Origin of the sequence: Desulfonema magnum (assembly GCF_017377395.1) — a bacterium.
GTDB classification, from domain to species: Bacteria; Desulfobacterota; Desulfobacteria; order Desulfobacterales; family 4be13; genus Desulfonema_C; species Desulfonema_C magnum.
Map to the genome: position 1 here is coordinate 1,649,608 of NZ_CP061800.1, position 24,925 is coordinate 1,674,532.

28 protein-coding genes and 1 pseudogene are annotated in these 24,925 nt (G+C 45.9%); 4 read left to right on the forward strand and 25 right to left on the reverse strand.

Annotation, left to right across the window (positions count from 1 at the left end; genetic code table 11):
- Window positions 1-12: 12 nt before the first annotated feature.
- The 4 genes from dnm_RS06610 (at window position 13) to dnm_RS06625 (ending at window position 5,908) form a co-directional block, all read left to right on the forward strand.
- A complete protein-coding gene (locus tag dnm_RS06610; protein WP_207681891.1) occupies window positions 13-1,368 on the forward strand; it encodes a protein kinase domain-containing protein in 1,356 nt (451 codons plus the stop codon).
- Between the two features lie 353 nt (window positions 1,369-1,721).
- Window positions 1,722-2,513 (forward strand): enoyl-CoA hydratase-related protein, encoded by a 792-nt coding sequence (locus dnm_RS06615; RefSeq protein ID WP_207681892.1) that lies wholly within the window; start codon window positions 1,722-1,724, stop codon window positions 2,511-2,513.
- A gap of 323 nt (window positions 2,514-2,836) precedes the next feature.
- Complete coding sequence (locus dnm_RS06620) at window positions 2,837-3,097, forward strand: hypothetical protein (RefSeq protein ID WP_207681893.1); 261 nt, start codon at window positions 2,837-2,839, stop codon at window positions 3,095-3,097.
- A 429-nt stretch (window positions 3,098-3,526) separates the two neighbouring features.
- Window positions 3,527-5,908, forward strand: a complete 2,382-nt coding sequence (locus dnm_RS06625; RefSeq protein WP_207681894.1) for a GspE/PulE family protein — start codon at window positions 3,527-3,529, stop codon at window positions 5,906-5,908.
- Here dnm_RS06625 and dnm_RS06630 read toward each other — a convergent pair.
- The 25 genes and pseudogenes from dnm_RS06630 to dnm_RS06750 form a co-directional block, all read right to left on the reverse strand.
- Window positions 5,868-7,004, reverse strand: a complete 1,137-nt coding sequence (locus dnm_RS06630; protein ID WP_207681895.1) for a M48 family metallopeptidase — start codon at window positions 7,002-7,004, stop codon at window positions 5,868-5,870. The two genes, dnm_RS06625 and dnm_RS06630, sit on opposite strands and share 41 nt — an antisense overlap.
- On the reverse strand, window positions 7,001-7,750 hold the full coding sequence (locus tag dnm_RS06635; protein ID WP_207681896.1) for a M48 family metalloprotease: 750 nt from the start codon (window positions 7,748-7,750) through the stop codon (window positions 7,001-7,003). The genes dnm_RS06630 and dnm_RS06635 overlap by 4 nt, the downstream gene beginning before the upstream one ends.
- A 51-nt stretch (window positions 7,751-7,801) precedes the next feature.
- Complete coding sequence (locus dnm_RS06640; RefSeq protein WP_207681897.1) at window positions 7,802-8,329, reverse strand: epoxyqueuosine reductase QueH; 528 nt, start codon at window positions 8,327-8,329, stop codon at window positions 7,802-7,804.
- A 351-nt stretch (window positions 8,330-8,680) separates the two neighbouring features.
- On the reverse strand, window positions 8,681-8,821 hold the full coding sequence (locus dnm_RS06645; RefSeq protein ID WP_207681898.1) for a hypothetical protein: 141 nt from the start codon (window positions 8,819-8,821) through the stop codon (window positions 8,681-8,683).
- 57 nt (window positions 8,822-8,878) lie between these two features.
- A complete protein-coding gene (locus dnm_RS06650; RefSeq protein ID WP_207681899.1) occupies window positions 8,879-10,837 on the reverse strand; it encodes a hypothetical protein in 1,959 nt (652 codons plus the stop codon).
- An 80-nt stretch (window positions 10,838-10,917) separates the two neighbouring features.
- Window positions 10,918-11,307, reverse strand: coding sequence for a toxin-antitoxin system TumE family protein (locus tag dnm_RS06655; RefSeq protein WP_207681900.1), 390 nt, complete (start codon window positions 11,305-11,307; stop codon window positions 10,918-10,920).
- Window positions 11,294-11,539 carry a hypothetical protein gene (locus tag dnm_RS06660; protein WP_207681901.1) on the reverse strand — a complete coding sequence of 82 codons (246 nt, stop codon included), beginning with the start codon at window positions 11,537-11,539 and terminating at the stop codon, window positions 11,294-11,296. The genes dnm_RS06655 and dnm_RS06660 overlap by 14 nt, the downstream gene beginning before the upstream one ends.
- Before the next feature lie 77 nt (window positions 11,540-11,616).
- Window positions 11,617-12,033: an HNH endonuclease gene (locus dnm_RS06665; protein WP_207681902.1), complete on the reverse strand. Its 417-nt coding sequence runs from the start codon at window positions 12,031-12,033 to the stop codon at window positions 11,617-11,619.
- A complete protein-coding gene (locus dnm_RS06670) occupies window positions 12,030-12,422 on the reverse strand; it encodes a hypothetical protein (RefSeq protein ID WP_207681903.1) in 393 nt (130 codons plus the stop codon). Before dnm_RS06670 ends, dnm_RS06665 begins: the two co-directional genes overlap by 4 nt.
- Window positions 12,403-12,681 (reverse strand): UPF0175 family protein, encoded by a 279-nt coding sequence (locus dnm_RS06675; protein ID WP_207681904.1) that lies wholly within the window; start codon window positions 12,679-12,681, stop codon window positions 12,403-12,405. The genes dnm_RS06670 and dnm_RS06675 overlap by 20 nt, the downstream gene beginning before the upstream one ends.
- Window positions 12,682-12,721: 40 nt before the next feature.
- Window positions 12,722-13,060, reverse strand: a complete 339-nt coding sequence (locus dnm_RS06680) for a helix-turn-helix domain-containing protein (RefSeq protein WP_207681905.1) — start codon at window positions 13,058-13,060, stop codon at window positions 12,722-12,724.
- A complete protein-coding gene (locus tag dnm_RS06685; RefSeq protein WP_207681906.1) occupies window positions 13,057-13,278 on the reverse strand; it encodes a hypothetical protein in 222 nt (73 codons plus the stop codon). The genes dnm_RS06680 and dnm_RS06685 overlap by 4 nt, the downstream gene beginning before the upstream one ends.
- Before the next feature lie 59 nt (window positions 13,279-13,337).
- Window positions 13,338-13,610 (reverse strand): YgiT-type zinc finger protein, encoded by a 273-nt coding sequence (locus dnm_RS06690; protein WP_207681907.1) that lies wholly within the window; start codon window positions 13,608-13,610, stop codon window positions 13,338-13,340.
- A gap of 2 nt (window positions 13,611-13,612) precedes the next feature.
- Window positions 13,613-13,849, reverse strand: a pseudogene (locus tag dnm_RS06695) (DUF4258 domain-containing protein); the annotation flags it as partial.
- 153 nt (window positions 13,850-14,002) lie between these two features.
- A complete protein-coding gene (locus dnm_RS06700; protein ID WP_207681909.1) occupies window positions 14,003-14,254 on the reverse strand; it encodes a YgiT-type zinc finger protein in 252 nt (83 codons plus the stop codon).
- Entirely contained in the window at window positions 14,251-14,565 is a 315-nt protein-coding gene (locus tag dnm_RS06705; protein WP_207681910.1) for a DUF4258 domain-containing protein, read from the reverse strand. Before dnm_RS06705 ends, dnm_RS06700 begins: the two co-directional genes overlap by 4 nt.
- On the reverse strand, window positions 14,562-14,795 hold the full coding sequence (locus dnm_RS06710) for a hypothetical protein (RefSeq protein ID WP_207681911.1): 234 nt from the start codon (window positions 14,793-14,795) through the stop codon (window positions 14,562-14,564). The genes dnm_RS06705 and dnm_RS06710 overlap by 4 nt, the downstream gene beginning before the upstream one ends.
- Window positions 14,796-15,047: 252 nt before the next feature.
- Window positions 15,048-15,347, reverse strand: a complete 300-nt coding sequence (locus dnm_RS06715) for a hypothetical protein (protein ID WP_207681912.1) — start codon at window positions 15,345-15,347, stop codon at window positions 15,048-15,050.
- A gap of 88 nt (window positions 15,348-15,435) precedes the next feature.
- Window positions 15,436-15,861, reverse strand: a complete 426-nt coding sequence (locus dnm_RS06720; RefSeq protein WP_207681913.1) for an HNH endonuclease — start codon at window positions 15,859-15,861, stop codon at window positions 15,436-15,438.
- Entirely contained in the window at window positions 15,862-16,227 is a 366-nt protein-coding gene (locus dnm_RS06725) for a hypothetical protein (RefSeq protein WP_207681914.1), read from the reverse strand.
- Window positions 16,228-16,753: 526 nt separating this feature from the next.
- On the reverse strand, window positions 16,754-17,182 hold the full coding sequence (locus dnm_RS06730) for a DUF29 domain-containing protein (protein ID WP_207681915.1): 429 nt from the start codon (window positions 17,180-17,182) through the stop codon (window positions 16,754-16,756).
- 65 nt (window positions 17,183-17,247) lie between these two features.
- Window positions 17,248-17,580: a DUF433 domain-containing protein gene (locus dnm_RS06735; protein ID WP_207681916.1), complete on the reverse strand. Its 333-nt coding sequence runs from the start codon at window positions 17,578-17,580 to the stop codon at window positions 17,248-17,250.
- A 783-nt stretch (window positions 17,581-18,363) separates the two neighbouring features.
- A complete protein-coding gene (locus dnm_RS06740) occupies window positions 18,364-21,744 on the reverse strand; it encodes a tail fiber domain-containing protein (RefSeq protein WP_207681917.1) in 3,381 nt (1,126 codons plus the stop codon).
- 58 nt (window positions 21,745-21,802) lie between these two features.
- On the reverse strand, window positions 21,803-23,311 hold the full coding sequence (locus tag dnm_RS06745; protein ID WP_207678190.1) for an ISKra4 family transposase: 1,509 nt from the start codon (window positions 23,309-23,311) through the stop codon (window positions 21,803-21,805).
- Between the two features lie 330 nt (window positions 23,312-23,641).
- Complete coding sequence (locus dnm_RS06750) at window positions 23,642-24,433, reverse strand: VPLPA-CTERM sorting domain-containing protein (protein ID WP_207681918.1); 792 nt, start codon at window positions 24,431-24,433, stop codon at window positions 23,642-23,644.
- Window positions 24,434-24,925 lie beyond the last annotated feature (492 nt).

The window sequence follows — 24,925 nt, forward strand, 5'->3', positions numbered from 1 at the left end:
ACATGACAACTTATGAAAAAAATCGGTAAATATAAAATACGCGGGCTGCTTGGCAGGGGCGGCATGGGGAAAATTTACAAGGTGGAAGTGCCGGTCATCGGCAAAATTGCCGCGTTGAAACGGCTTGAACCGAATCCGGTTCTTGTGAACATCATGGGACCCGAAAAAATACGGGACCTCTTTATTTCCGAAGCAGTCAACATGGCATATCTGAGACACCCGAATATTGTGCAAATCCTGGATTTTGACGAAGCAGACGGAAAACTTTTTTATATCATGGATTACTACTGCAATAATCTTGGCACCATGATCGGAGAAACTTACAAAACTGAGATGCCGTCCCGCATGATCAAAACAGACAAGGCCATCCATTATACCCGTCAGATGCTTCTGGGGCTTGCCTGTCTCCATCATGCAGGCATTGTTCACCGAGATATCAAACCCTTTAATATTTTGGTGACAGACTATGACACAGTAAAAATTTGTGATTTTGGCTTGTCCAAACTCAGAGGAGAAGCATTTCCGGGTCCCTCCAACCTGAAAGTCGGTTCCCCCTGGTATGCTGCGCCTGAACAAGAAATCAACCCGGACCAGGCAGATTTCAGCGCAGATATTTATCCGGTCGGTGTCACCCTTTACCGGATGCTTACCGGAACCCTTCCCACAGAACCGCTTGCTGTCCTGGGAGATATCAGCCCTGATCTGGACGAAGCCTGGGATGTTTTCATAAAAAAAGCCATTGCCAGGAAAAGCAAAGACAGATTTGTCAGTGCAAACGCCATGCTGAAAGAACTGGATGCGCTTCAGGCGGCCCGGGAGATCAGAAAAGAAAAAATTTGCAGTCTTCCGCCCGTCCCTGAATTTCAAACTTCTGAAACTAAACCTCCGAAAATGTCAGGCAAGCTCAGAAGTCAGCACGTCAAAGTGAGTCCGCAGGAAGCCCCGAAGCTGTTTTCCACAGACAAGCTGTGGCGTCCCTTATGCTATATGCAAAATGATTTCAGGGTGAACACTGATGACACGATCACAGACAGCGCAACCGGTCTCATATGGCAGCAGTCCGGGACAGATTATCCTGTGACATGGAATCATGCCCGTGTTTATATTGATAAATTGAACAAAGCCTGTTTTGCAGGACATGATAACTGGCGGCTTCCCACAGTTGACGAACTGATGTCCCTGCTCACGGAACCTCTGCGGGACAGGGATTTCTGCGTTGAACCGATATTTGACAACACGCAGAAATGGCTGTGGAGCGCGGACACCCGTTCTTATGTGGCAGCATGGTATGTCAGTGTTGACATGGGATTTGTCGCATGGCAGGATTTCAGCGCGTATTACTACGTCAGAGCAGTATGTGGAAATTAGTCTGAAGCAACGCGGGATCTTCAGACACTAAGGAAAATTCTTCAAATTAACAAATTCCATATATCCGGACTGCAACAATGGAACAAGGCAAAGAAACGAATTTTTTGCAGGGTTGGGCAGATTATTTATTGGGAAATCCCTAAGCATTTGACAAAAATGATTACATTTGTCATTGATAAAAAATCAGGAATGCCTCATAAAATCTGACCAAAAAATTAGGCTCAGTAAGTCATGCCGGAAAATTTACGGACAGGGGCTTAATTACGAGAGATTGATGTATCGAATGATACAGATATGAAATATTGCCCTCTGTATGAAGGCATATGATTCAAAAATAAACAAACGGAGGAAAAATGGCATACGAAAATATTATTTTTCAGGTTGAAGATGGAATTGCAACCATTACGTTCAACAGACCCAAGGCTTTAAACGCTTTAAACGACAGCCTGCTGACGGAATTTTCACAGGCCCTTGATGAAATTTCGGGAAACGAGGACATAAGGGTTCTGATTCTTACAGGATCAGGGGAAAAATCATTTGTCGCAGGCGCTGATATTTCGGAACTTGCGACATTTAATGCACTTCAGGCAAAGCGATTTTCTAAAAAAGGCCGGGACAGTATTAGTAAACTGCAAGAATTGTCCATACCCGCCATCGCCGCGGTGAACGGCTTTGCCCTGGGCGGCGGGAGCGAGATGGCACTGGCATGTGATTTTATCTATGCGTCTGAAAATGCGAACTTCGGACTGCCGGAAATCACCCTGGGAATTATTCCCGGGTTTGGCGGTACCCAGAGATTACCGCGGTTAGTCGGCATGGGGATTGCCAAGGAAATGATATTTACCGGAAAAATAATTTCCGCAGCCGAGGCCCGGGAAATCGGCATGGTAAATAAGGTATGCGCTTCGGAGTCACTCATGGAGGAAGTACTCAAAACAGCAAAAAATATAGCCTTAAAGGGGAAAGTTTCCCTCCGTGCTGCAAAACAGACCATCAACAACGGCATGAATGTTGATCTTTTAACGGGCCTTAACATAGAGAGCGATGCTTTTGGCCTTTGCATGGCGAGCCAGGATGCAAAGGAAGGAACAACAGCTTTTCTCGAAAAACGAAAAGCGAATTTCAAAGGGACGCTCGACAGTTAAGCAGATTTAATGTCTGAGTGTTTAACATGGAAAAGTTTAACGAATTTTTTATATAGAAAATGATAACGTCCGGAGCCTGAAAATCATTCACCACAACCCAGACCTCCGAGGTTTTAAAAACCTCGGAGGTTTTAGTCAGGTTTTTGAGACTGTATCGGAGTTCCCCGCTACGGGGATTTCATATAAGAAACGGAATTCATAAGAAAGGGATCATATCCCCCTTTCTGTCATCCTCTTCTTATACAAAATCCTTGTAGTAAAAAGAGGAATAAGGCGTTTTTTTAGGTATTTAATTAAACACTCAGACACTCAGAAAATGACAAATGACAAATAACAAAAAGGGCATGGCCCCGAAAATAATTTTTCAACTGGCGTGGGGAATTTCACTTGTTCTGTCAGGTTTGGGAATATTTTGTGTATTTCTTTGGTGGCCGGAGAGGATTTCCCAAATGGAAAAAGTCGGACAATTTTCTCCGATGATTGTACATTTTTGTTTTTATCTGATGGGCATAATACTGATAGGCGGGGGATCAAAAAAAATTTATGACAACTATCAGAAGCTGAAACACCAAAACCAGGACTGATATGCAACCTTCAGAATGATAAGCCTTTTAAATAATATTAAAAATCTCACTCCCACAGAGATAGTGATGAATCCTGTTCAATCCCCCGTATATCAGGCACTGATTTTATTCATCACGAGTGAAACTGAAATATGAATAACTTGCTTTTTAAGACTTCCGAAGAGATTGCTCAGTAATTAAATTCCCCCTGCTGACCTCCCTTATGCCCCTCAGCAAGGGGGACATCTCCACATCTCTTCCGGGATATTTATCGGGGGAGTTCCCGTATTTTCAGAAGGTTCGGAGGTCTCATCTGGCAAAGAGAGAAATGTTATTCAGGCATTACTTTTTTTGTTTAAAAAACACACTCCAGGGCCGGAAATTCAGGCATATCAAGGCTAAAGGCATATATGTTCATGTAAGCCAGGATAAATTAATCAGGAGGTATAAATGGCAGTTTTGTCGCCAAAGCCCAAAACAACAGTCACCCATCTCAAAGTGACTGATCCGCAACGTGTCAGAAAAGCCAGGCCGGACGATGTAGCGTTAAGATTAAAACTTCAGAAAATTGGTAATAAGATATACGCGGCTAAAAATCTGAATGAAATCTTAATTAGTCTGATAGATGAATTTATTGCTTTATTCAAATCAGAAAGGATTACGATCTATGTACTCGACGGAGAAACGCGGGAACTGATTTCAAGAATCATGTCCGGCAAAGAGATAAAAGAGATACGAATCAGCGTATCGCCGCGCAGTATCGCCGGGTATGCCGCCCACAAGCAGAGAATCGTAAATGTCAGAAATGTTCATGACAGAAAAGAACTCGCTGCCATTGATCCTGAATTGAGATTTGATGACACCTGGGATAAGAAAACAGGTTTTGTCACAAAGCAGGTTCTTGCTGTTCCGATTTTTTTCCAGAAGTATCTGATGGGCGCAATGCAGGTCATGAATCGGAAAGACGGCAAGGCATATACCGCGACGGATGAGAAGATTGCCGCAGAACTGGCCAGAATGATCGGAATCGGTCTGTATAACAAAAGACGGGCAGCAAGGCAGGCTGACAGCAAATTTAACTATCTGCTCCAAAAACATCTTCTGACCCCGACAGAACTCAAAAAAGCAATAGCTGACGCGGGTAGGAAACAGGAACCTGTTGAAACATTCTTATTAAAAACGCTTAAAATCCCCAAAAAGGAGTTAGGCAAATCCCTCGCAAAATATTATAATGTTCCTTTTGCAGAATATGATGAGAACACACCGATCCCGAAAAATCTTCTCAAAGGTCTGAAAGTACCCTTCTTGCGGAAAAACGTATGGATTCCCCTGCGAAGCGAGGGGGATAAAATCGTCGTTGCCGTGGATGATCCGCAAAATTTCCAGAAAATTAACGGGATAAAGACGGTTTTTCCCAAGAACCCGGTTGAATTCTGTGTTGCATTAAAAGAAGATGTTTCTGAATTTATTGATCTTTTTACGGGCAAAAAGAAAAAGCAGGATATTATAGAAATAGACCCGGACAAGCTCTCAGATGAATTGCTCAAAGGGTTGGATGAGGAAGATGAGGACGCTGTTGCCGAACATGATAGTGATCTTGTATCTGAAGACAGCAGCGCGGTCGTTAAGCTTGTCAATAAAATCATCATTGACGCGAGGGAAAAAAACGCGTCCGATATTCATGTGGAGCCGTATCCCGGAAAACAGGATGTCAGGGTGAGAATAAGGATAGACGGGGCCTGTCAGGAATACAATATGAAAATTCCGTACAGTTACAGAGCCGCGCTTGTATCTCGTATTAAAATCATGTGCAATCTTGACATTGCGGAACGCCGCAAGCCCCAGGATGGTAAAATCCAGTTCAAAAGATATGCTCCGGGCAGGGATAACGATATTGAACTCCGTGTGGCAACCATTCCGACCCAGGGAGGAATGGAAGATGTTGTCATGCGTCTTCTTGCAGCAGGCGAACCCATGCCGATTCAGAAAATGGGATTTTCAGAACGGAATTTGGAAAACTTTCTTGATATCATCACAAAACCTTACGGAATCATCTTTGTCTGCGGCCCCACAGGTTCCGGTAAGACAACAACGCTCCATTCCGCACTCAAGTATATCAACAAAGTTGAAACGAAAATCTGGACGGCTGAAGACCCTGTGGAAATCACCCAGGCTGGTCTGAGACAGGTTCAGGTGCAGCCCAAGATCGGATTTAACTTTGCCGCGGCAATGCGTGCATTTCTCCGGGCAGACCCTGACGTGATTATGGTGGGTGAAATGCGTGACAAGGAAACAACGTCCATTGGCATCGAAGCCTCACTGACCGGTCACTTGGTATTCTCAACCCTTCATACCAACAGTGCGCCCGAGAGTGTTGTCCGTCTTCTTGACATGGGAATGGATCCCTTTAACTTTGCGGATGCTGTGCTGGGAATTCTTGCCCAGCGTCTGGTTCGTACCCTCTGCAAGGATTGTAAAGAAAGGTTTCATCCTTCAAAAGACGAGTTTGACAAACTGATACGGGAATATGGAGAGGAAATGTTTGAAAAGGATCAGCTCGCGACATATTCAGATGACTTCACTCTGTTCAGGGCAAAAGATGGCGGATGTGAGAAATGTAATGGTACGGGATATCGGGGCAGAATGGGCATCCATGAGCTGATGATCGCCACAGATGACCAAAAGAAACTGATTCAGACCCAGGCCAGGGTAAAGGAGATGCAGGATCAGGCCATATATGACGGTATGAGAACACTCAAGCAGGACGGTGTTGCAAAAATTTTTAAAGGCTTCACCGACCTTGAGCAGGTGAAAAGGGTTTGTATTCAATAGGGGGCGAGGCATTTTTATTTTCTTTTGCTGCTTTGGTAAATTTCTCCAGTTGTGTTTCATAATGGGAACGATCTTTTTTAATCAGTCTGAGCGCGCGTGTTTCCGTGGAAACAGCTTTTTCAAACAGACCGTTCATATAATAGCTTTCAGCCAGCGTATCCAATATATGCGGAGCTTCCATGAGTTCTGCTGCTTTTTGGGCAAGCATCAGGGCTTTTTCCGGGTCGCGAAATTTTTTATCCTCGCAGGTGGCATAAAGCCACGCGAGATTATTCAGCACATGAGGGTCATCCGGTTTAAGTGATATTGCTTTTTCATATGCTGTGATGGTTTCCTCATAATTTTTATTGCGATAGTTAATATTTCCTAATATTCTATAAAGATTTGATTTGTTTGGATTTATTTGAATCTCCCTTTGGATGGCTGTCTCAAAAAAATGGTTGTTCAGTTTTTTGCCGGTTTCACCGAAATTCAGATGATATCCGAGTCCTCCTGTCAGAATCATTCCCACAAGATAAATCGCTATGCTCTTTTTTATTTTCTGATCATGGCGGGTGATCCATGTTTTATCATCTTCGCATTTTTTCAGATATTCGACCCGTTCTGTAATACTGAAATGATGCCAGTTGGGCTTGTCAGGGGACTGTCCGCTGGTCAGAGTGATTTTTTCAAATGTGGAAATCAGGGGGGCCGCGCTCTCGAAAAGGACATAGACATATGCATCTGCCTGGCGTTCGAAGTTACGCATAAAATAGCCGAAGACATAACGAAAATAGACGATAAACATCAGAATGACGACAAGGTTGAATGCCGCGGAAATGACCATTGCCTCGTTAAGACCTGAACGACTGATAAAAACAAAGACCGGTTTGCTGTAAATAATGAAATATATAATCAGGTCAAACGTGGCATATGACAGGAGCATGTAGCCCGTAAAGAAAAACAGATAAAATACAAGATGTTTTCTTTTTACATGTCCGATTTCATGGGCAATAACAGCTTCTATCTCCTCAGTATTAAGCAAACGGAGAAGCCCCTCGGTAACAAGAATGTAGCGAAATTTTTTTACCAGCCCCATGACAGCGGCCGTAATCATCCCCCCCCGAACATAGGCCAGTAAAGAATATTCGCATATTCCAGACCTGCTTTTCTGCACAGGTTTTCAATTCGCTTTCTGTGGTATCCGGGTTTAAGCGGTTTGCATCGCCAAAATCGTCTGACCAGATCCGGTCCGATGATGACGACAAGAAAAAGAAAAACAAGGAAACAGAGTACTTCCCCTTCTGTAGTGGAAAAAAAAATTCTCAGGGGGGCATAAGGCAGAACCTTAATGAGATCAGTAAATATGGAGAGCAGGAACCAGGGGAGAAGCACGGGAACGGCAAGAGAAATATTTGCCTGAATATATGAGCGTCTGGAGATATCCGCGGGGTAGAGTTTCTGATAAACATCGTATGCACAGCCCCATACGATTGCAAGATAAAACGTAAACAGCAAAAGAAAGATGAGTGCCTGAATTGTCGGAGCAACAGAGAAAAAAGGAATGGGTATAAAAAATGACGGGAGATTCAGCCCATAGATATCTATGGCGAACAGCATGATACTCATTATAAACTGTCGGCTTAATGTCACACTGAACTGATGATCAAGATAAACAAAATTCTCCCTTAAAATCCGCTTTTCAAGTTTGTGAAACTGCAACCGGCAAAAAGAGGCAAAGGCAACAATAAACGCAATAAAAAATATGCATGTTTCACCAAGAGAAAAATTGGTCTCTTCTGTAGGCTGATATGTCGTGTATATGAGAAGTACAATGATGAAATATATGAAATTGCTGAACATAATAAATATATGAGTATATAGGCATCTGACAATTCAGACACTCAGGCACTTTTATTTAAAAAATCTTTGTTTTTCGCTGTAAATACAGCCGCAGTATTGCTGGCGGTACATTCCGAGACGCTTTGACTCTTCGATCCCTTGTTTCCATCCGGCACGGAAATCCCGATAGAGAAATCGGACACCGATTTTTTTGCCCAGGGATTCTCCGATCTCTTTTATCATTTCATGTTTTTGGAATTTGCTGTATAAAAGGGTTGTTGTAAAATAATCAAATTTTCCCCGCTTTGCCATGAGCGCGGTTGATCTGAGACGGTCATGGTAGCAGTATGCACACCGGTTCGATTCTCTGAATACGACATTCCGGATGAATTCCTCCAGTTCGTACCCATCCTGATAAATCACACGGAAATTTTCTGTTTCCGCATACATCTCCAAGGTTTCTTGTCGCTTTAAACATTCTGTGTATGGATGAATGTTGTGCTTGTAAAAAAATCCCATGAGATCAAAACCTTCTTCACGAAGGAGTCTGATGGGATAAATGGAACAGGGCGCACAACAGACATGAAGTAATATTTTCAATTTTTTTATCCTAATTGTTATATTATCGGGAATCCGTTTGGTGAGAGAAAATACTGACTCTGTTTTAGATCTCTCAGAGCGAATATTCCTTCTCAGACACCACCTCCTCTGAAAATTCTTTCTGATTATATCTTGTTTTCCATAATAATTTATTATTTCATCTTGTCTCTGACGTGTCAATTGATTTTTGCGATTGTCTGATCCGGGTTCCTCTCCATCTGCACGGATTACCTGTAAGAAAGGATTATGGGCAACAGGCTAAACGCAAAAACAAAAAACCCTGCTTACACATAAATTCATGTGGCAAAAGGAAACGACAAAAAAAGCCCGGCAATGAACTGCCGAGCTTTTTCATAAGTTCCGAGGGACGAAGAATATGCTGACTGAGATGTATTCCTGATATTCGTAAGCTCCGATATCAATAAGAAATCCCCGGATTCTCGGTTTTCCCGCCAGACGGGTTGCGCCGATATCATCCATGGTCGTGGTCAAATCGCCTTCGTTTATGCAGAACAACAGTGAAGTTGTAACGACCCTGAAATCCCGGATTCACTCTGAAACAATTTCGTTACAAAAGCCGCAGACAGTTTGCAAGGCATAAATCACTTCTTCCATGCCGATTTTGCTGTCGCCATTTACATCTGCTGATTTATGGACGGATGTGACCGGTGTAATTCCGCTGATGGTGCGGAGACCAAGAATAGCGTCTTGGAGACTGATATGTCCGTCATGACTGATATCCCCGGGAATCACTTCGTCTGAAAAAATCGGATCAGTTCTGTTGAGGTATTCGTCAAGGTTTGAAAAACCGTCTCCGTCGGCATCGCCGGTTCCGTCCTGGTCAAGACTTCCAAAATACTTCATTTCCCAGTAATCCGCCATTCCGTCGCTGTCGCTGTCCGAGCCGGTAATGGTGATGACAGCGCTCCGGATAGCTTTCAGTTCGCCATCAGATGCGGTAAAGCTGATAGGATAAACACCTGCCTGTCCCATGGCCGGTGTCCAGTCAAAAGCGGCGGTTCCGTCGCCTTTGTCGGTGAATTTTGCACCCACGGGAAGCGGGGATGCGGAAAATTCCGGAATGGTTCCGTTGGGGTCGCTGGCTTCCACGATAAAACCGAGCTGCTGTTCCTCATCTCTTGTGCGATCCGGGATGAACTGAAGCACAGGCGGCTGAGGCCCGGCCGAGGGATCATCAAATATCACTGTATATGAATCAGTGGTGTCCGCATCAAACAGGCTGATGAAATACAGCCAGTTGTTGTTCTCATCACGGGTTTTGGATAGCCAGGCGTTCTCCGGTCTGATTGTCTTTCCATCAGAGCGTGTCACTTCTCTGATGATTTTTCTCCCGCGGTGCGGATCGGAGAGTTTCACATACATAAATCCGAAATTCACAGGGGTTGAAAGTGTGTAAGTGGTTCCCGAGCCTGTGAGCGTTGAAGCTGCGGACTGATCCGTGACTTCGATGTCAACATTGTCCGACTCATACACTTTGTAGCCCTGTCCGTATTTGGCGAGAAAATCTTTTACCGAATCCCGTCCGGGGAGATCGGTCAGAACATCTTTCACGAGAAAATGGGTGCGGGGCGTTCCGTCAATCAGCGAGGTGATCTCGCCCCCGAGTTCGTCCGAATGGGAAATGTCCGCGGTGAATTCCACGAATTTTCCTGAAAGGGAGCAGGTCATAATCCAGCTTGCCGTGCCGCAGGTGTTCGGGGCAATGTCTCCGAAATCTGCGAGAAGGCTCGGGGTGGCGGTTTCTCCGTTCACCTCGCTACCTTCGATCTCAAAGCCGATGAGCAGGCCCTGTTCGTTCTCAACGATTTCAGGCTGGGCAGATTCGATTTTCAGATTTTTCGCCGTGCCAGAGCCGTTGTTTGTCACCCGCACACCAAGCGGAAAGGGGACAATGGGTTCGATCTCATTGGTAAATGCGTCATCTCCGTAAACATCCTCGGGGAGAAAATAATCGAGCGTGATTTCGGGCATGGGCTTTACAAAGATGTAGTCAGGGCTGACTTCCGTGGTGTGTTCCTCGCGGTTGATGAAATAAGTGAGTGTCGCGCCGACATAGTAAAGCGTTCCCTGTTCCAGCCCGTCGGATGCCCCGGGTGCGGGGATGATGAGCCAGCGGATGTCGGCAGAGGAATCAGGATGCACGGTTCCGGTTCCGTCAACAGCCTCGATGTTTTCCATGGAATCGGTGCGGATGAAAAACAGGGCGTGAGTGTCATCGGGGTCGGAACTTGCGATGACGCTGTTTCCGTTTTCATCGGAGAAGGTGACATCCACGCCGACCCCGTCCAGTGTGATGTTTGTGAGTCCGTTGTTGATCCGCATGTGCGCCTCAAATGCCTGCCGTTCCAAGGTCATTTCCTGACGGATTTCGATTTTCACGCGGGCGCAGATGCCGTCCTCGGCATGAGAATATACTGGAAGTAAAATATTATATATTACCAGCAGGCATAACAGACCTGATCTTTTCAATCCGGACATCTTTTTCATTTCACACCTCATTCTTCCTTTCATTCATATCCGCTGATTTTTCCTCTTTTAACAGTTTCTTAAATTCTGCCGATAAAAAATTATATCATGTTTTCAATTACAAAGGCTGTTATTTCATCCATAACATCTTTCAAATCCGGCATGTCGCAAGCGTATATTTTGTCTGAAATATGCTTGTGATGCGGATAAGTGTCAATTTCACAATGATGCGGTGCATTGTCATATCGAAAGATCATCTCTTTTTCAGCATCCATGCAGTGATACCGGTAATCTGTAATGAGTGTTCCGGTCTCACTTATGTGAACATGCTGAAAAACAGCAAGAACTGTACCATCCGCAAACAGGATTTCTCCTTTTATATAAGCTGTTGAAGGGCTTGTATGATTTCTCCGAAGTTCATGGAAAATTACCAGAGGATTTTCGGAAATGTTTTTTTCAACAGATTCAAAATGAATATCAGGCGATTGCAAGTTTTTTCAATTCCTCCCTGGTTTGTTTCCATTCATTTATTCCCTCAATCAGGGCCTTCCACTCAAAAAAATCTGTCTCATCTTCCATTTTTCCCCGCTGCCAGAGATCGTAAAACTCATCTGATGACAGATCATACCTTTTTTCAAATACGGCGCACTTGTCCCCGAGTTGGCGAATGGCCAGTTCGCAGATTTTGTTTTCTCTTCCGACAATATTTGTGATTCTGTTCATATATTTTCCTTTTTTATATGATGATATCCAAGGGGTCTGGTTATCGCCCATCCGTAAAAACGAATGCCTCCTCCATCTTATTCCGGCGGATGCCATCCCGCACAAACCCAGTTCCGGCGGACGATAACAGCCAGGGTGTTATTTAATTTGAGCGCGCTGACTGTGGCTCTGCCACAGGCCGTCAGTCCTATGATTTTTGTTCCGTCCTCACTCCAGGCAAAATGCTTTTTCCAATTCTGTGTCCGGGGATTGAACAGGGACACACGTTCTCCGGTCTGAGGATCGGTCTCCTCTGTCTTTGTCCATTTGTGCTGATTGCATAATTCACAGGCCAGGCACAGATTGTTCTCGGTATCTGCTCCGCCTTTGGCAATGGGACGGACATGGTCAATCTGAAGTCTTCCCATGACATAATCCTGATGACAGAGACAATATTCACAACGATTTTTCGCACGCTTTCTCACCAGCATGCGAACATATTCGGTGACAGTCATGACGGCAGCGGCTCCCTCAGACCCCGGCGCACAGCCTCGGCAAGCCCCTCGGATTTACGAATCTGGCCGATCTGATAAAGATGGATGAGCGTCAGAAGTTCGAATTGTTCGCCCGGTGTCAGTCCCGATGTCTTTCCCCGTGACTGAAGTTCGCCCAGCCGCTCATTCTGAACCGGATCCATTTTGATATCCGCCAGTTCAAGAACTTCCACATCGGAAAGACCCGTCACGGGCGGAAAAGGGTCGGAACTCAGCATGTCCTCCCATGCGGGCCACATCATTTCCAGCGTGTCAGCCAGAACGACCGAGGCATCTCTGTGCGTGGCCCGGCCAAGGTATCCGGCATGTTCGACCAGACTGTCCGGAAGATTAAGTGTTAATTGTGCCATTGATTATCTCCTCCATATTTTTTATATCTATGTCCACTTCGTCAGGTTCACCGTGAATTGGAATCTCATTTTCCGCCAGAAAACGCTCAAAGCGTGGTTTGTCCATACTGAGCAGTCGGCTTCCTTGTGCGGATGTGATTATTCCCTGCTGATAAAGTCGGATGACAAGCTCCTCCATGATCATCTGTTTTGCCCGCTTTGGCGGGAGCTTTATCTGTGAGACGATTTCTTGTGGTATTTCAATGATAAGAGACTGCATTATGTCCTCCCTCGTCTTTTTTATGACGACAGCGAATTCCTCAGATCCCGGCGCACGGCCTCGGCCCTGCATAAGAAAGGCTGAGACGTGCCTTATTTTGTTCTTTGGGACGCACGATTATATCAATATCCTGATCCAAAGCACGCAGAAAAGAAAACATCTGCTCCATTGAAAAATCGTCAAGTCTGCCGTTTATGATATCTGATATTTCGGTCAGGGTAATCCCCAAAATATGTCCGGCCTCTTTCCGGGTCAGTTTGCGATCTTCAATAATGTCATAAATCATTGAAGCTGTCTTGGCTTTTGCAAGCCTTTCATCCGGATTCTTCAGACCCAGATATTTGAAAATGTTGTCTGAACCTTTTTCGAATCTGATCAAGATCTCTCCTTCCGATTTTCTGCGACGCACTCACTCGCCTTTTTTCCGGAAGGCTTTCCAAAAATGGACACTGCTCTGTTAAAGAAATCAGGCCATTCCTCCCTGACCGGCCTGACGATCTCCATGTCCAAAAAAATTCTGTCATGGGCGACGGCTTTTAACTCATCATTTATGGGAATGAAAAAACCGCCCTCCTTCCTTACTGCCTCGACTCTCATTTTGCTTTTCCCCCTTCTTTTTCGGATGTTAAAACCCGGTTCTGAGTTGCCATCTGTAATTATGCCATTGTACTCCCCATTCCGCAGATCGTATTCACCCTGAAAGTCTTTCCCAGCGGCTCAAACTCCGAGATATCCTGACGCTTCAGTTTGTCCCGGATTTGTTCAAACTGTCTCACAGTTTCCTGGGAATAAAGCCTCTCACCGCAACGGAGGCAGACTTCGGCACGGACACTGACGACCGCGGTGTGAATTCCGCCCCGAAGCAATTTCTCAACTTCTTTTTCAATAAGTTCTCCGTTACAGACGGGACACTTCTCAAACGGTTTCATATCTATCTCCTCTGACACCAGTCTGTCCAGCGATTCGGACCAGGCCGGTAAACAGTGATCAGAACCGCCCACTGATTTTCCGGATTATATCCCCATACACTGTGAACAGGAGAACCGTCGGACGTGTTTCCATAAACAAGACAACTGGGATATGGTCTGTCATTGGGATAGTCCTCAATGATCTCTCCCTGGAAAACACTGAAAAAAATTTCATCAGATGACAAATTGTCAGATTCAGCTTCTTCATCAGCGTAGCTGTTATCTTTATCCGATTATCCCTTATTGAATTTGTAATATCAATAAGTTGCATAATATATTGATTTCCTGCTGACAAATTCGGATGACAACCTCTTCCATGATCATCTGCTTTCTGATATCGTGAAACCTCTTATTTATGCAGATAACACAATCTGGAAAGATTTTCCAACAGGCTGAAAATCAGCAATTTCCTGACATTCAAGTTGTGACTCTATTTTCTCAAACTGTCTTATTGTGTCAGGTGTATATAATCTTTCCCCGCAGCGGTGACACACACCGGCTCTCACGGTGAGAAAGGCTGTATGAACACCTCCGTAAACCACTTCCGTAACTGTTTTTTCAGTGACTTCCCCGCCGCAATGGGGACATTTTTTTATGTATTTCATGTGTCTTTCCTTTCTTTCCAGTGAGTCCATCGCTCAGGATCAGGACGATACACAGTGATCAGCACGGCAATTTCGTTTTCAGAGTCATATGCCCATACGCTGTGAACCGGATCGTCCGAAGATGATCTGCCATATATCAGACAGCTCGGATATGGGAAATCATCAGGGTAATCTTCAATGATTTCACCATGACAGGTTGAAAAGAAAATATCGTCCAGCCTGAGTGAGTCATCTTTTGCCTCTTTTCTTGCATGAAGCGTTATGTTCACACAATTGGTTTCAATTGCTCTGATAATTTTATGAATTTTCATCTCGGCAACTTTATTATCCGGAAAATTTTGAAAACGGACAACATCCCAATGTTGTCCAATGCGATCAGGCAGCTTGTGTTTGAAATAATGTCAGGCGTTCCCCTGTCCTTCTCCACAGATATTTTGTCAGAATCAGATACCAGTTTTGTCCCCGCATGAATTTTTTCCATAATTTCCGAAACAATTCCGAGTGATTCTCCAAAAACATCCTCACAGGTAAACTGTGTCATATCCAACTAGCCTTCCGCCTGCCGGAGAAAATCCCGCAAATCCTTTTCATCAGTGCCTGAAAGTGTCATTTACTATTTCATGTTGCCCGTGGCATATCAATCATTTTTTTACATCGCTACAAGGATTTCATATAAGAACAGGGATTCATAAGAAAAGGATTGAAATCCGGCTTCTTATCATCCTCTTCTTATCTGAAATCCCTACAGAGAAAAGCAGACAGGGAATTACATACAACCAGAATGCAAAAATTCCTACTTGCCACCAACCCGTGCAACTGCCGGGATGTTCTTATTTTCCTCTGCCGCCCTCTGCCAGAAATTCTTCCGGCGAATTTGCACTGAGAAGGCGGAGGCTACGGCCTTCAACAGATGCAATGCACCAAGGACTTGTAACCGGATGTCGCTACGATATCGCCGGCACACCCCGCACTTTATAACACCCAGATCCGCCTCAACATCGTCAGGAGGCTTTATAATCTCCAAGTCCCATACAAAGGGCAGATTTCTGAGACTTTTTAATATTTCCATTGTCCAGTCAGCTTTGTTTTTCATGGAAAATCTCCTTAATAAATTCTGAAAGATATCTCAATCTGTCAGTGGTGCGGGCATCATAAATTTCGCTTTCATAATTTTTTTATGTTCAATGTCTTTTCAGATTAGGGAATATTCCGCTCCGAATGAGCAAACTCCGTTCCTGAATCCGATAAGGATTGTTGAGCTGCAATAATTTTATAGTGACCCTTCCTGTCGGTGTCAGCGGTATCAGACGACCTTCTTTCAATTCAAAATGATCTGACCAGCGTTCTCTGCGGGGATGATACAAGGCAACGATTTCCCCTGTGACCGGATCCAGTGAAGCCAGATCACTGCCTTTGTGTTTGTTGCAGATGGCGCATGAAAGTGCAAGATTGTCAGCCTCGGTCAGTCCGCCATGTTTCTGTGCAATGATGTGGTCAATCTCATGCGCCGCCAAAACAGTGGTTTCAGGAATCAGGCAATACTCACAGCAGCCTCCTGCCCGCTCATAAACCATGCGTCTTAGACTGGCAGAAATATAAGTTCCCATTTATTGCCCACACTTTCTGAGTTTCAGCAAGGCTTTGGCTTTTGCAATGCGTACCAGATGTTCCAGATACTGATAGTGTTCCCATTCCTGTTCCTCCGCCTCTGTGAGTCCCTCGGTGCGGTTTTTTTCAAGCAACTGGCTGATCCGACGCTGCAAATGTTCGGAGGGACGCAGTTCGATTATTTTCTCCGGTTCTGGCAGGTCAGCCAGCAATTCCAGGATATCGGCGCAGCCTTTGTATCCGGCCTGTGCGGAGGCATTGAATTCCCGTAATCCCAGTTCGATAATTTGGGGAATCTGAAATTCCAGACGGTTCAGCCTTGCCGCCAGTTCGTTAGGAATATTGATTTGAACGGATGATGACATGCTCATCTCTCCTTTGATTTTTATGATTGATCTGAAAATTGTAAGAGTGATTCTAGTGATATATTATCTCATGTTATTCAGGGAAGATCAATCATTTTTTATCATTGCCACCCGCTTATCTACACGGATTGTGGTTAAGAAAGGATTATTTTGCTCTGGTTGAATGTAATCCTTTCTTAACCATAATCCGTGTAGATGAACCATAATCCATGTAGATAAACCACAATCCGTGCAGATAAACCGCAATCCGTGCCCCCGTTGCCCGAACCCTGATTAAAGGATGTAAGGATTGGCAGGATTCGGGCTTTCATCCTCTCCTCGCCACATGGATTTCATATAAGAAAAGGATTGAAATCCGCCTTCTTATAATCCTCTTCTTATATATCTACATGGATTGTGGCTAAGAAAGGATTACGGGCGGCCGGGACAAAGTAATCCATTCTTAACCATAATCCGTGTAGATAAACCATAATCCGTGCAGATGTGGTGTATATTCCTCGTGGCGAGAGAAAATACTGACTCCGTCTTACAGGTCGGAGAGCGAATATTCCTCCTCAAAAACCTCCTCCTCTGAGAGTCCCTTTATGTATGATCTGATGCCGGTCTCCTTTTCCGCAAGCCGGAGCGCCGATCTGAAAGATTTCTCCCACAGTTCCGGTATGCGGCGTTTCAGGCTCGGCTCGTCTTCCAGAATCGCATCAATTTCCACACGGGCGTTTTCAATTGTCGCAAGCCAGCTTCGTGAGCGGCGCTGCGGTTCCGTCCTCCATTTGATGATGTGCATCATCAGGCGAATCATCTGGCTCCTCAGAACTCTTTTTTCAGAACGTCCCAATGCCTCTGTCAGCTCCTTGATACCGGTCTGTGCGTCTTCCATATTTCCTTCCAATAATGCCTGTCTCACCGCCACGGCGGTCTGATAATGCGATGTGACGGCCAGCTCTTTCCAGTCCATGGCTGACTCCTTCATTTCTTCGTGGTGACTTCTTCCAGCACTTCTTTGTCAGACAATTATTTCATTTATAAAATCGCCAAAGCTTGCTGTTGTTTTTGTTTGAGAGCTCGCAGACGGGCGACAACCGGAGGAGGGTTTTCTGCCTGCTGCGCCCTCTTATGCTGACCATAAGCCAGCCATTCCGCCAGATATGCCTCGATCATCTCCTTATTGTGAAGATAATAAAGGATCGTCGCATAAACCTGCTCCAGCGTGACTGACGGAAAGCGTCTCACGATGGCTTCCGGAGGCTGTTCCCGGTGAATGAACTCATAAAGCACGGACTCGATCCCCACCCGTGTGCCTCTGATACGAATATCATTCGGGGCGATATGATCGAAATATTCTTCGATATTCATTTTTTTGTTCCCTTGATTCTTACAACTAATTGACTGAATATTCTGATATTTATCAATCAGATAAATATTGCCTTGTTTCCAATAACAAGATATTATTTCATCTCTGACATGTCAATTACTTTTTGCGATTGCCTGATCTGAATCCTCCGCCTACACGGGTTGGTGATAAAATAAGGATTATGCGCCTCATCTACACGGATTATGTGTAAGCAAGGATTACGGGAAATTAGCCCAAATAATCCCTGCTTAACCATAATCCGTGTAGATAAACCATAATCCGTGTAGATAAACCGAAATCCGTGTAGATAAACCACAACCCATGCAGATGGACGCATAATCCGTGCAGACAAATTCGGGCATTCATCATGCAAATCCTTTCATTCTTTAATCAGGGCTCGGACAATGCGGGCATTTTTCACGCCTGCTCCGCCTCCGTGTTCCCAAGTCCCGTGGGGACGGCATATTTGTAGCAATGGCATCCCCCGTGTTTCCGGGTCCCGTGGGGACGGCATATCCAGCGTTGTAAATATGCCGTCCCCACGCCACGGGACTCGGAAAGGGGCGGGTTCTCTTACGCTACAAATATGCCGCCCTTACGGGACTTTTCAGATTCTTATATGAAATCCTTGTAGCGAGACAAACGCCCCGCCCTTCTCTCATCTACACGGATTATGTGTAAGCAAGGATTACGGGAAATCAGACCGGACAAATCCTTTCTTAGCCACAATCCGTGTAGATAAACCATAAACCCGTGTAGATGGACGCATAATGCATGCGGATGGATCACTTATTCTCCAATGCCTCTATCCTTGCTTTCAAAGCCTCATTCTCCGTTTTGAGTTCCTTGATGGCCTCAACAAGCACCGGTATCAGTTTCCCATACGACACAGATTTGTAGCCTTCATCATCGGTGTTGACGACTTCGGGAACAACGGGTTCAACTTCCTGGGCGATAAGCCCGATCTGTCTGTCCTCGGTAAAGCCCTTGTCAGGATATTCTTCGGTTCTCCAGTCATAGCTGACACCTTGCAACTGGGATACTTTTTCCAGAGAATTCTGAAGCGGAGTGATGTCTTTTTTCCAGCGGGCATCGGAACCCGACCAAGTGCCTGATGAACAATATGTAGTGCCATTTACATGCAATTTATAATTTGGCGATTCTGTACCGATACCCACATTGCCATCACCTCTGATAAGGAATCTTGAGCCACTTGTACTTTGATCATATGCAAGAAAGTAGTAACTATTTTTCGCATTAGTGAGATTGCCAAATGTGCCTATTTTAATTGTCATGGCTTTTATCGGAGAAGAACTACCTGGATCGTAAGTGTAAAAGCGTCCTTCTGGACTGCTCGTACCGATGCCGATCCTGTGTTTCACTATTAAATTACCTTCTCCTATGTTATCCACACCGTTGGGATCAGCATCATAATCGTTGTAAGCACCAACAACAACAGCCCCCTTATAAAACATCGTATTGCCATCGCGTGAAATTATTCGTGGAGGGTCAAGACCTTCTTCTCTGTCATAATCATCAAAGAATATATTTCGGAAAAACACTGCTGCCCCGGTGATGTCAACCTTACCATTGTAGTCATGAATTGATCCTTTTATCAAAGCTGAACCGCTCCATCTTGGCACATAATAATCATTAGTTCCCATATTGACGCTAGGATCTGTCTCAGTGTAGCCTTTTAAATATCCGGCATCGGCATGATTGCCCCATCCGTGAGCGGCATCCCAGTTGGGTATTCTGCTGTCCGTCCCTGACAAATATCCGGCATCAGCATGGTTGCCCCATCCGTAAGCGATATCCCATTTGGATATTCTGGAATCCGAGGCAGACAAGTATCCTCCCTCGGCATGATCGCCCCATCCGTGAGCAGTGTCCCAATTGGATATTCTGGTATCCGTCCCTGACAAATATCCGACATCGGCATGGCTGCCCCATCCGTAAGCGATATCCCATTTGGATATTCTGGGATCCAATGCAGACAAGTATCCTCCCTCGGCATGATCGCCCCAACTGTAAGCGGTGTCCCAATTGGATATTCTGGTATCCGTCCCTGACAAATATCCGACATCGGCATGGCTGCCCCATCCGTAAGCGGTATTCCAGTTGCTAATCTCATCTGCTGTAATATTTTTTGCAGGGCTGGCGGAGAATATCGGGTCTTCTTCTGTGGTAAGCATTCCCAATATTAAGCCATTCCAGTAAAGTTCGCCGTTCAAATTATACAGGCGGTCGGTTGTCAGACTCGGTTCGGTAGTCTGTCCCAGCAAAACAGGCCCGTTTATATCGAGCATTTCTGTCGGAGTGGCTGTGCCAATCCCCATATTGCCGTCTGTATAATAGACATCACTGCCATCTGAGACAAAAGGGGAAGCTCCGGTGTCGCCTTTTTCGCCTTTCAGATTTACCAAATCGCCCCATGTTCCGTCCGGATTCTCAAATTTCAGAGATGTGTCCGCCCATTCATGAGCAGACGGGGAACCTGTTTCACCTTTCGGCCCCTGCGGTCCGGTGGCTCCGGCAATGCCCGGATCACCCTTATCGCCTTTTGGCCCCTGAACTCCTTGCAGTCCTATATCACCTTTCGGCCCCTGCGGTCCGGCGACTCCCGGATCGCCTTTATCGCCTTTTTCTCCCTGAGGTCCCGTAGCTCCCGAATCACCTTTGTCACCCGGATCGCCTTTGGGCCCCTGGATACCGGTTTCTCCTGTATCCCCTTTCAGATTTACCAAATCGCCCCAAGTTCCGTCCGGATTCTGAAATTTCAGAGATGTTGTATCTGCCCATTCGTGAGCAGGCAGAGAGCCTGTGTCTCCTTTGGGACCCTGCGGCCCTGTGTCTCCCGTATCGCCTTTCGGTCCCGCAGGTCCCTGTAGTCCCTGTGGCCCGATGGCTCCGGCAATCCCCGGATCACCTTTCTCGCCTTGAGGTCCCTGAGGCCCAGTAGCTCCCGGCTCACCTTTGTCACCCGGATCGCCTTTCTGTCCTTGGATACCGGCGACTCCTGTATCCCCTTTCAGGCTTACGAGATCGCCCCAAGTTCCGTCCGGATTCTGAAATTTCAGAGATGTTTCTGCCCATTCGTGAGCAGGCGGGGAACCTGTTTCACCTTTCGGTCCCTGTGGGCCGGTGGCTCCGGCAATACCCGGCTCTCCCTTATCGCCTTTTTCCCCCTGGATTCCCTGCGGGCCGGTGGCTCCGGCAATGCCCGGATCACCTTTGTCGCCTTTTGGCCCCTGAACTCCTTGCAGTCCTGTATCACCTTTCGGCCCCTGCGGTCCGGCAACTCCCGGATCGCCCTTTTCGCCTTTTTCCCCCTGAGGTCCCGTAGCTCCCGAATCACCTTTGTCACCCTTGTCGCCTTTCGGCCCTTGAATACCGGCTTCTCCTTTATCCCCTTTCAGGTTTACCAAATCGCCCCAGGTTCCGTCCGGGTTCTGAAATTTCAGAGATGTTTCTGCCCATTCATGAGGAGCCCCTGGGTCTCCAGGATCGCCTTTATCGCCTTTTGGCCCCTGGGGTCCCTGCGGCCCGGTGGCTCCACGATTACCTTTCGGTCCCTGAGGCCCGGTGGCTCCCCGATCACCCTTGTCGCCTTTTGACCCTTGAATCCCCTGTGGCCCTGTGTCACCTTTTGGCCCCTGGATACCGGCAACCCCCTGATCGCCTTTATCGCCTTTTTCCCCCTGAAGTCCCGTATCTCCCAGTTCACCTTTGTCACCCGGCTCACCTTTCGGCCCTTGGATACCGGCATCTCCTGTATCCCCTTTCAGGTTTACGAGTTCGCCCCAGGTTCCGTCCGGATTCTGAAATTTAAGAGATGTATCCTCCCATTCATGGGCAGGAGGCAGAGTCTCATTGAAAATACTCCAAGTCTCTCCCTTTGGCGGTTTGTTTTTTCCCGACGAGATATGATCGGCTATGCAGATATAGCTTACTCCTTTGTATTGAACCACGTCATACTCGCTGTAATTCTCCTTCGTCTGCCATTCCCCTCTCTGGATAATCACATACGAATCAGGTGACAAGGAACTGTCACCGGTTGCTATTCGCAAGGCATTGACAGCTTCGGTGACATCAATCTTTCCGTCGTAGTTGACATCGCCGAGGAGACCGGCATTCAAACTTCCGCCAATCAGCAAACAAGTCAAAAGAAATACCAAAAATACAGAATACAGTTGGGTGTGGCTACTTTAGGACGACGGAATATCAGGTGACAATATGCATTAAAAATTCAGGTTCTGCATATTTTTCATAATGATTTCTGCTAAATTCCTGTCTCTCATAAAATTTCCAATAATCCTCAAATTCTCCGCTGACTTTCAGAGAACGCAGTTTCAAAACGGCCTCGGCACCTTTCAGACCCCATCTGGCACCTGTGATGCCCATTCTGTCCTTCACAAGATATCGGCATGCGCCTTCTATGACTCCCGTGGCTATGGGATAGCCTTTCCTCAGGTATTCGTCATATCTCATATGGGATGCCAGAGTTGTAATATAACGGGCGCATTTGTCAACAGCCTTCCTCTCACTCTGATTCAGACCTCTGTTTGTTGCCGACCGTCTCATTCCGCCAGCGGTCAGACCCGGCTTTCCCCGAAGCACTCCTGCCAGTCGTTCTCTGACCCATTCCTCACGTTTTTCATACTCAGTGAAAAACGTGCCGCCTGCCTCCCACAAGTATTCCAACATATGGATAAAATCACAGATTATCGTTATTCCGACCCCATGCTTTTCCGCCTCACGGGACAGATATATGATCTGTTTCCTGTCCCCGTCAACCAATGCGACCCATTCCTTCTCTCTGTAAGGGTCTTTGCTCACCGCCTCGTCAAACATCTCGCTGACCACTGTTCCGAAGGAATGTTCCGCACTTGCCCATACCCTTTTTTCAAAAGGCTTCGGACGTTTTTTCCCTGTCCCGGCTGTTTTCCCGGACAATTCTCCGATAATATCTCCCGGGGACCTCACGAACCGATCTGTCAGGTAAACCGAGGCCACAGCGGCCATTCTTTTGGAATTCTTTTTCTCTCCCGGAGACAATCTTCGTTTCATATCATGCCGATTCGCTTTCGCCCTTTTCTCTGTCTCCTTCCTCAGCGACTCCTTTCTCATAGCTATGCCTTTGCCGTCCATGGTCAGAATCAGCAAAGGACAGTCATGCATATTTCGCATATCATATTCTTTCTGTTCATAAAAGTTGTGAAAATCACCTGACACGGACAACACAATTTTCTCAGCCTGACGTTTCGGTATCGTGATACCTGTCATCCTTCTGATACTTTTCATGCCCTCCTCAAAAGAGCCTCTGACCGCCTCTTCCGTAATAAGCTTCTGCAAGCAGAAAGAATAGGAGATTTTCGGCAGGTTCAGAAAACCGTCCTTCGGAAACAGACTGTCCGCACCACGGACAGAATATCCCATCCGTCTTATTCTGACTGCCCCGAACAATGTTTTTATCTCACGTTCTCTGATTCTTTTGTGGCTTCTCACAACTCCGTCCGAACCGACGACGGATTTTCCGATGTCACAGATTCCCCGGTCATCCACATGACCTTGCAGCAAAAGTCGCAACAGTTCCCGACCTTCACCGTTTATTGTCGATTCAACCTCACTCAGCATCATTTTACCTGCCTCACTGCTGCCAAGCAGTTCAGTCAACTGAAGAAATTTTTCTTCCGCACTTACAAATGCTTCTCTGACATATGACCTGAACATAGCGATTCCATGAGATACATAAAAAGTTATCTCAACGGAACATAGCAATGATATGCCTGCAAGTCAAGACAATATATTAGTATTATTCATATACTTCGTCGTCCCAAAGTAGCCACACCCAATACAGTTTCATAAATTCCTCCTTTTAAAATTAATTGTTTCCTCCTTCATCTACACGGATTGGTGATAAGCAAGGATTACAGGCAACAGAGTGCAATAATCCTTGTTTATCGTTAATCCATATAGATACCAAAAAATTGCCAGGATTTGGGAATCAATCATACAAATCCTTTCATCCTTTAATCAGAGTTCAGACAATGCAGGCATTTTTCACGCCCGCCCCGCACGGCCTGCAATGACATTACTTTTCTTTAATTTTCGTCTGATTCCCATTATGCCAATAAGACCGGATCCGAGAAAAAATATGCTGGCAGGTACGGGAACAGGAGTCGAGGATGAGGTGAGTCTCACATTGTCAATATATTGCATCTCAGTTTCCTCAATTCCGAGGAGAAGCTGGTCAATGCCGGTCAATGCGTAAAGGTCTGTGTCCGGCGTAAAGGACGATGTGCTGAGAACGGTGTCATCAGAAAGCCGAATCTCAAATTTTATCTGATCATCATCCGTGTCATGCCACATATGAAGCCGCCACCATTCATCTGTGGGATCGTCAGTTGTGAGAGGAACTGTGACTGCGGTCTTGTTGCCCTGTAACTTTTGCTTGAACGCCATTACCGGATCCGAAGATGCGGAAGGGTTGCCATGAACATAAGTTCCCATCGAATATTCCCCGCCTTCACCGACCAGACCAAAGAAAGGATGGTAACTGTCACTTGTGGCAAGAAAGTCCATTGACAGATCAAATCCCACCCATGACATGGGAGAATCAAAATCCGCAGCAAGCATATAATGTGCGGTCTCAGTCCCATAGACCGAGAGGACATTGTTGCCCGGATTCAGGGGATCGGCTGTTATCTGAGATGCGCCGTAGCGGGAATCGCTCATGTCATAAATCGGTGCTTTTCCAGTTTCAAAATCCACAAAAACCGACGAGGCATTTGCGACACCTGCAACACTCACAACGAATAATGCTGAAAATAAGGACACCAGATAGTTCTTCATGTTAAAAAATCTCCTTTGTTCATTTGACTAAAAATTACAAGAAAAACGCAAACCTGAGAGTAGGGACGAGATGTCCCATGTTCCCAAGTCTCGTGGGGACGGCATGTTTGTAGCAATGACATCCCTCCGTGTTTCCAAGCCGGATATGCCGCCCCTACGGGACTTTTCAGACATGCTCTGACTGAATGCTGTTATCACCTCCTTCATGTCTTAATCTTCTTTTCCCCACGAATTGGTTATAAGCGGGAATTATCGGCTCTCCAATTCCGCTACAAGGATTTCATATAAGAAAAGGATTGAAATCCGCATTCTTATCATCCTCTTTTTATACAAAATCCTTGTAGCGAAACAAATGCCGATCCCCATCTACATGGATTAGTGATAAGCAAGGATTATATGCGGCAGGGGTGCAATAATCCTTGCTTATCGCTAATCCGTGTAGCGGGACACAATTCGTGTGGCAACAAAAAAAGCCCGGCGACAAATTGCGGG

Coding starts and splice junctions, on each gene's coding strand:
- dnm_RS06610 (WP_207681891.1), top strand. CDS start 13: ATGAAAAAAATCGGTAAATATAAAATACGCGGGCTGCTTGGCAGGGGC.
- dnm_RS06615 (WP_207681892.1), top strand. CDS start 1,722: ATGGCATACGAAAATATTATTTTTCAGGTTGAAGATGGAATTGCAACC.
- dnm_RS06620 (WP_207681893.1), top strand. CDS start 2,837: ATGACAAATAACAAAAAGGGCATGGCCCCGAAAATAATTTTTCAACTG.
- dnm_RS06625 (WP_207681894.1), top strand. CDS start 3,527: ATGGCAGTTTTGTCGCCAAAGCCCAAAACAACAGTCACCCATCTCAAA.
- dnm_RS06630 (WP_207681895.1), bottom strand. CDS start 7,004: ATGATTACGGCCGCTGTCATGGGGCTGGTAAAAAAATTTCGCTACATT.
- dnm_RS06635 (WP_207681896.1), bottom strand. CDS start 7,750: ATGTTCAGCAATTTCATATATTTCATCATTGTACTTCTCATATACACG.
- dnm_RS06650 (WP_207681899.1), bottom strand. CDS start 10,837: ATGAAAAAGATGTCCGGATTGAAAAGATCAGGTCTGTTATGCCTGCTG.
- dnm_RS06660 (WP_207681901.1), bottom strand. CDS start 11,539: ATGAACAGAATCACAAATATTGTCGGAAGAGAAAACAAAATCTGCGAA.
- dnm_RS06665 (WP_207681902.1), bottom strand. CDS start 12,033: ATGACTGTCACCGAATATGTTCGCATGCTGGTGAGAAAGCGTGCGAAA.
- dnm_RS06670 (WP_207681903.1), bottom strand. CDS start 12,422: ATGGCACAATTAACACTTAATCTTCCGGACAGTCTGGTCGAACATGCC.
- dnm_RS06675 (WP_207681904.1), bottom strand. CDS start 12,681: ATGCAGTCTCTTATCATTGAAATACCACAAGAAATCGTCTCACAGATA.
- dnm_RS06685 (WP_207681906.1), bottom strand. CDS start 13,278: ATGAGAGTCGAGGCAGTAAGGAAGGAGGGCGGTTTTTTCATTCCCATA.
- dnm_RS06690 (WP_207681907.1), bottom strand. CDS start 13,610: ATGAAACCGTTTGAGAAGTGTCCCGTCTGTAACGGAGAACTTATTGAA.
- dnm_RS06700 (WP_207681909.1), bottom strand. CDS start 14,254: ATGAAATACATAAAAAAATGTCCCCATTGCGGCGGGGAAGTCACTGAA.
- dnm_RS06705 (WP_207681910.1), bottom strand. CDS start 14,565: ATGAAAATTCATAAAATTATCAGAGCAATTGAAACCAATTGTGTGAAC.
- dnm_RS06710 (WP_207681911.1), bottom strand. CDS start 14,795: ATGACACAGTTTACCTGTGAGGATGTTTTTGGAGAATCACTCGGAATT.
- dnm_RS06715 (WP_207681912.1), bottom strand. CDS start 15,347: ATGAAAAACAAAGCTGACTGGACAATGGAAATATTAAAAAGTCTCAGA.
- dnm_RS06720 (WP_207681913.1), bottom strand. CDS start 15,861: ATGGGAACTTATATTTCTGCCAGTCTAAGACGCATGGTTTATGAGCGG.
- dnm_RS06725 (WP_207681914.1), bottom strand. CDS start 16,227: ATGTCATCATCCGTTCAAATCAATATTCCTAACGAACTGGCGGCAAGG.
- dnm_RS06730 (WP_207681915.1), bottom strand. CDS start 17,182: ATGGACTGGAAAGAGCTGGCCGTCACATCGCATTATCAGACCGCCGTG.
- dnm_RS06735 (WP_207681916.1), bottom strand. CDS start 17,580: ATGAATATCGAAGAATATTTCGATCATATCGCCCCGAATGATATTCGT.
- dnm_RS06745 (WP_207678190.1), bottom strand. CDS start 23,311: ATGTTCAGGTCATATGTCAGAGAAGCATTTGTAAGTGCGGAAGAAAAA.
- dnm_RS06750 (WP_207681918.1), bottom strand. CDS start 24,433: ATGAAGAACTATCTGGTGTCCTTATTTTCAGCATTATTCGTTGTGAGT.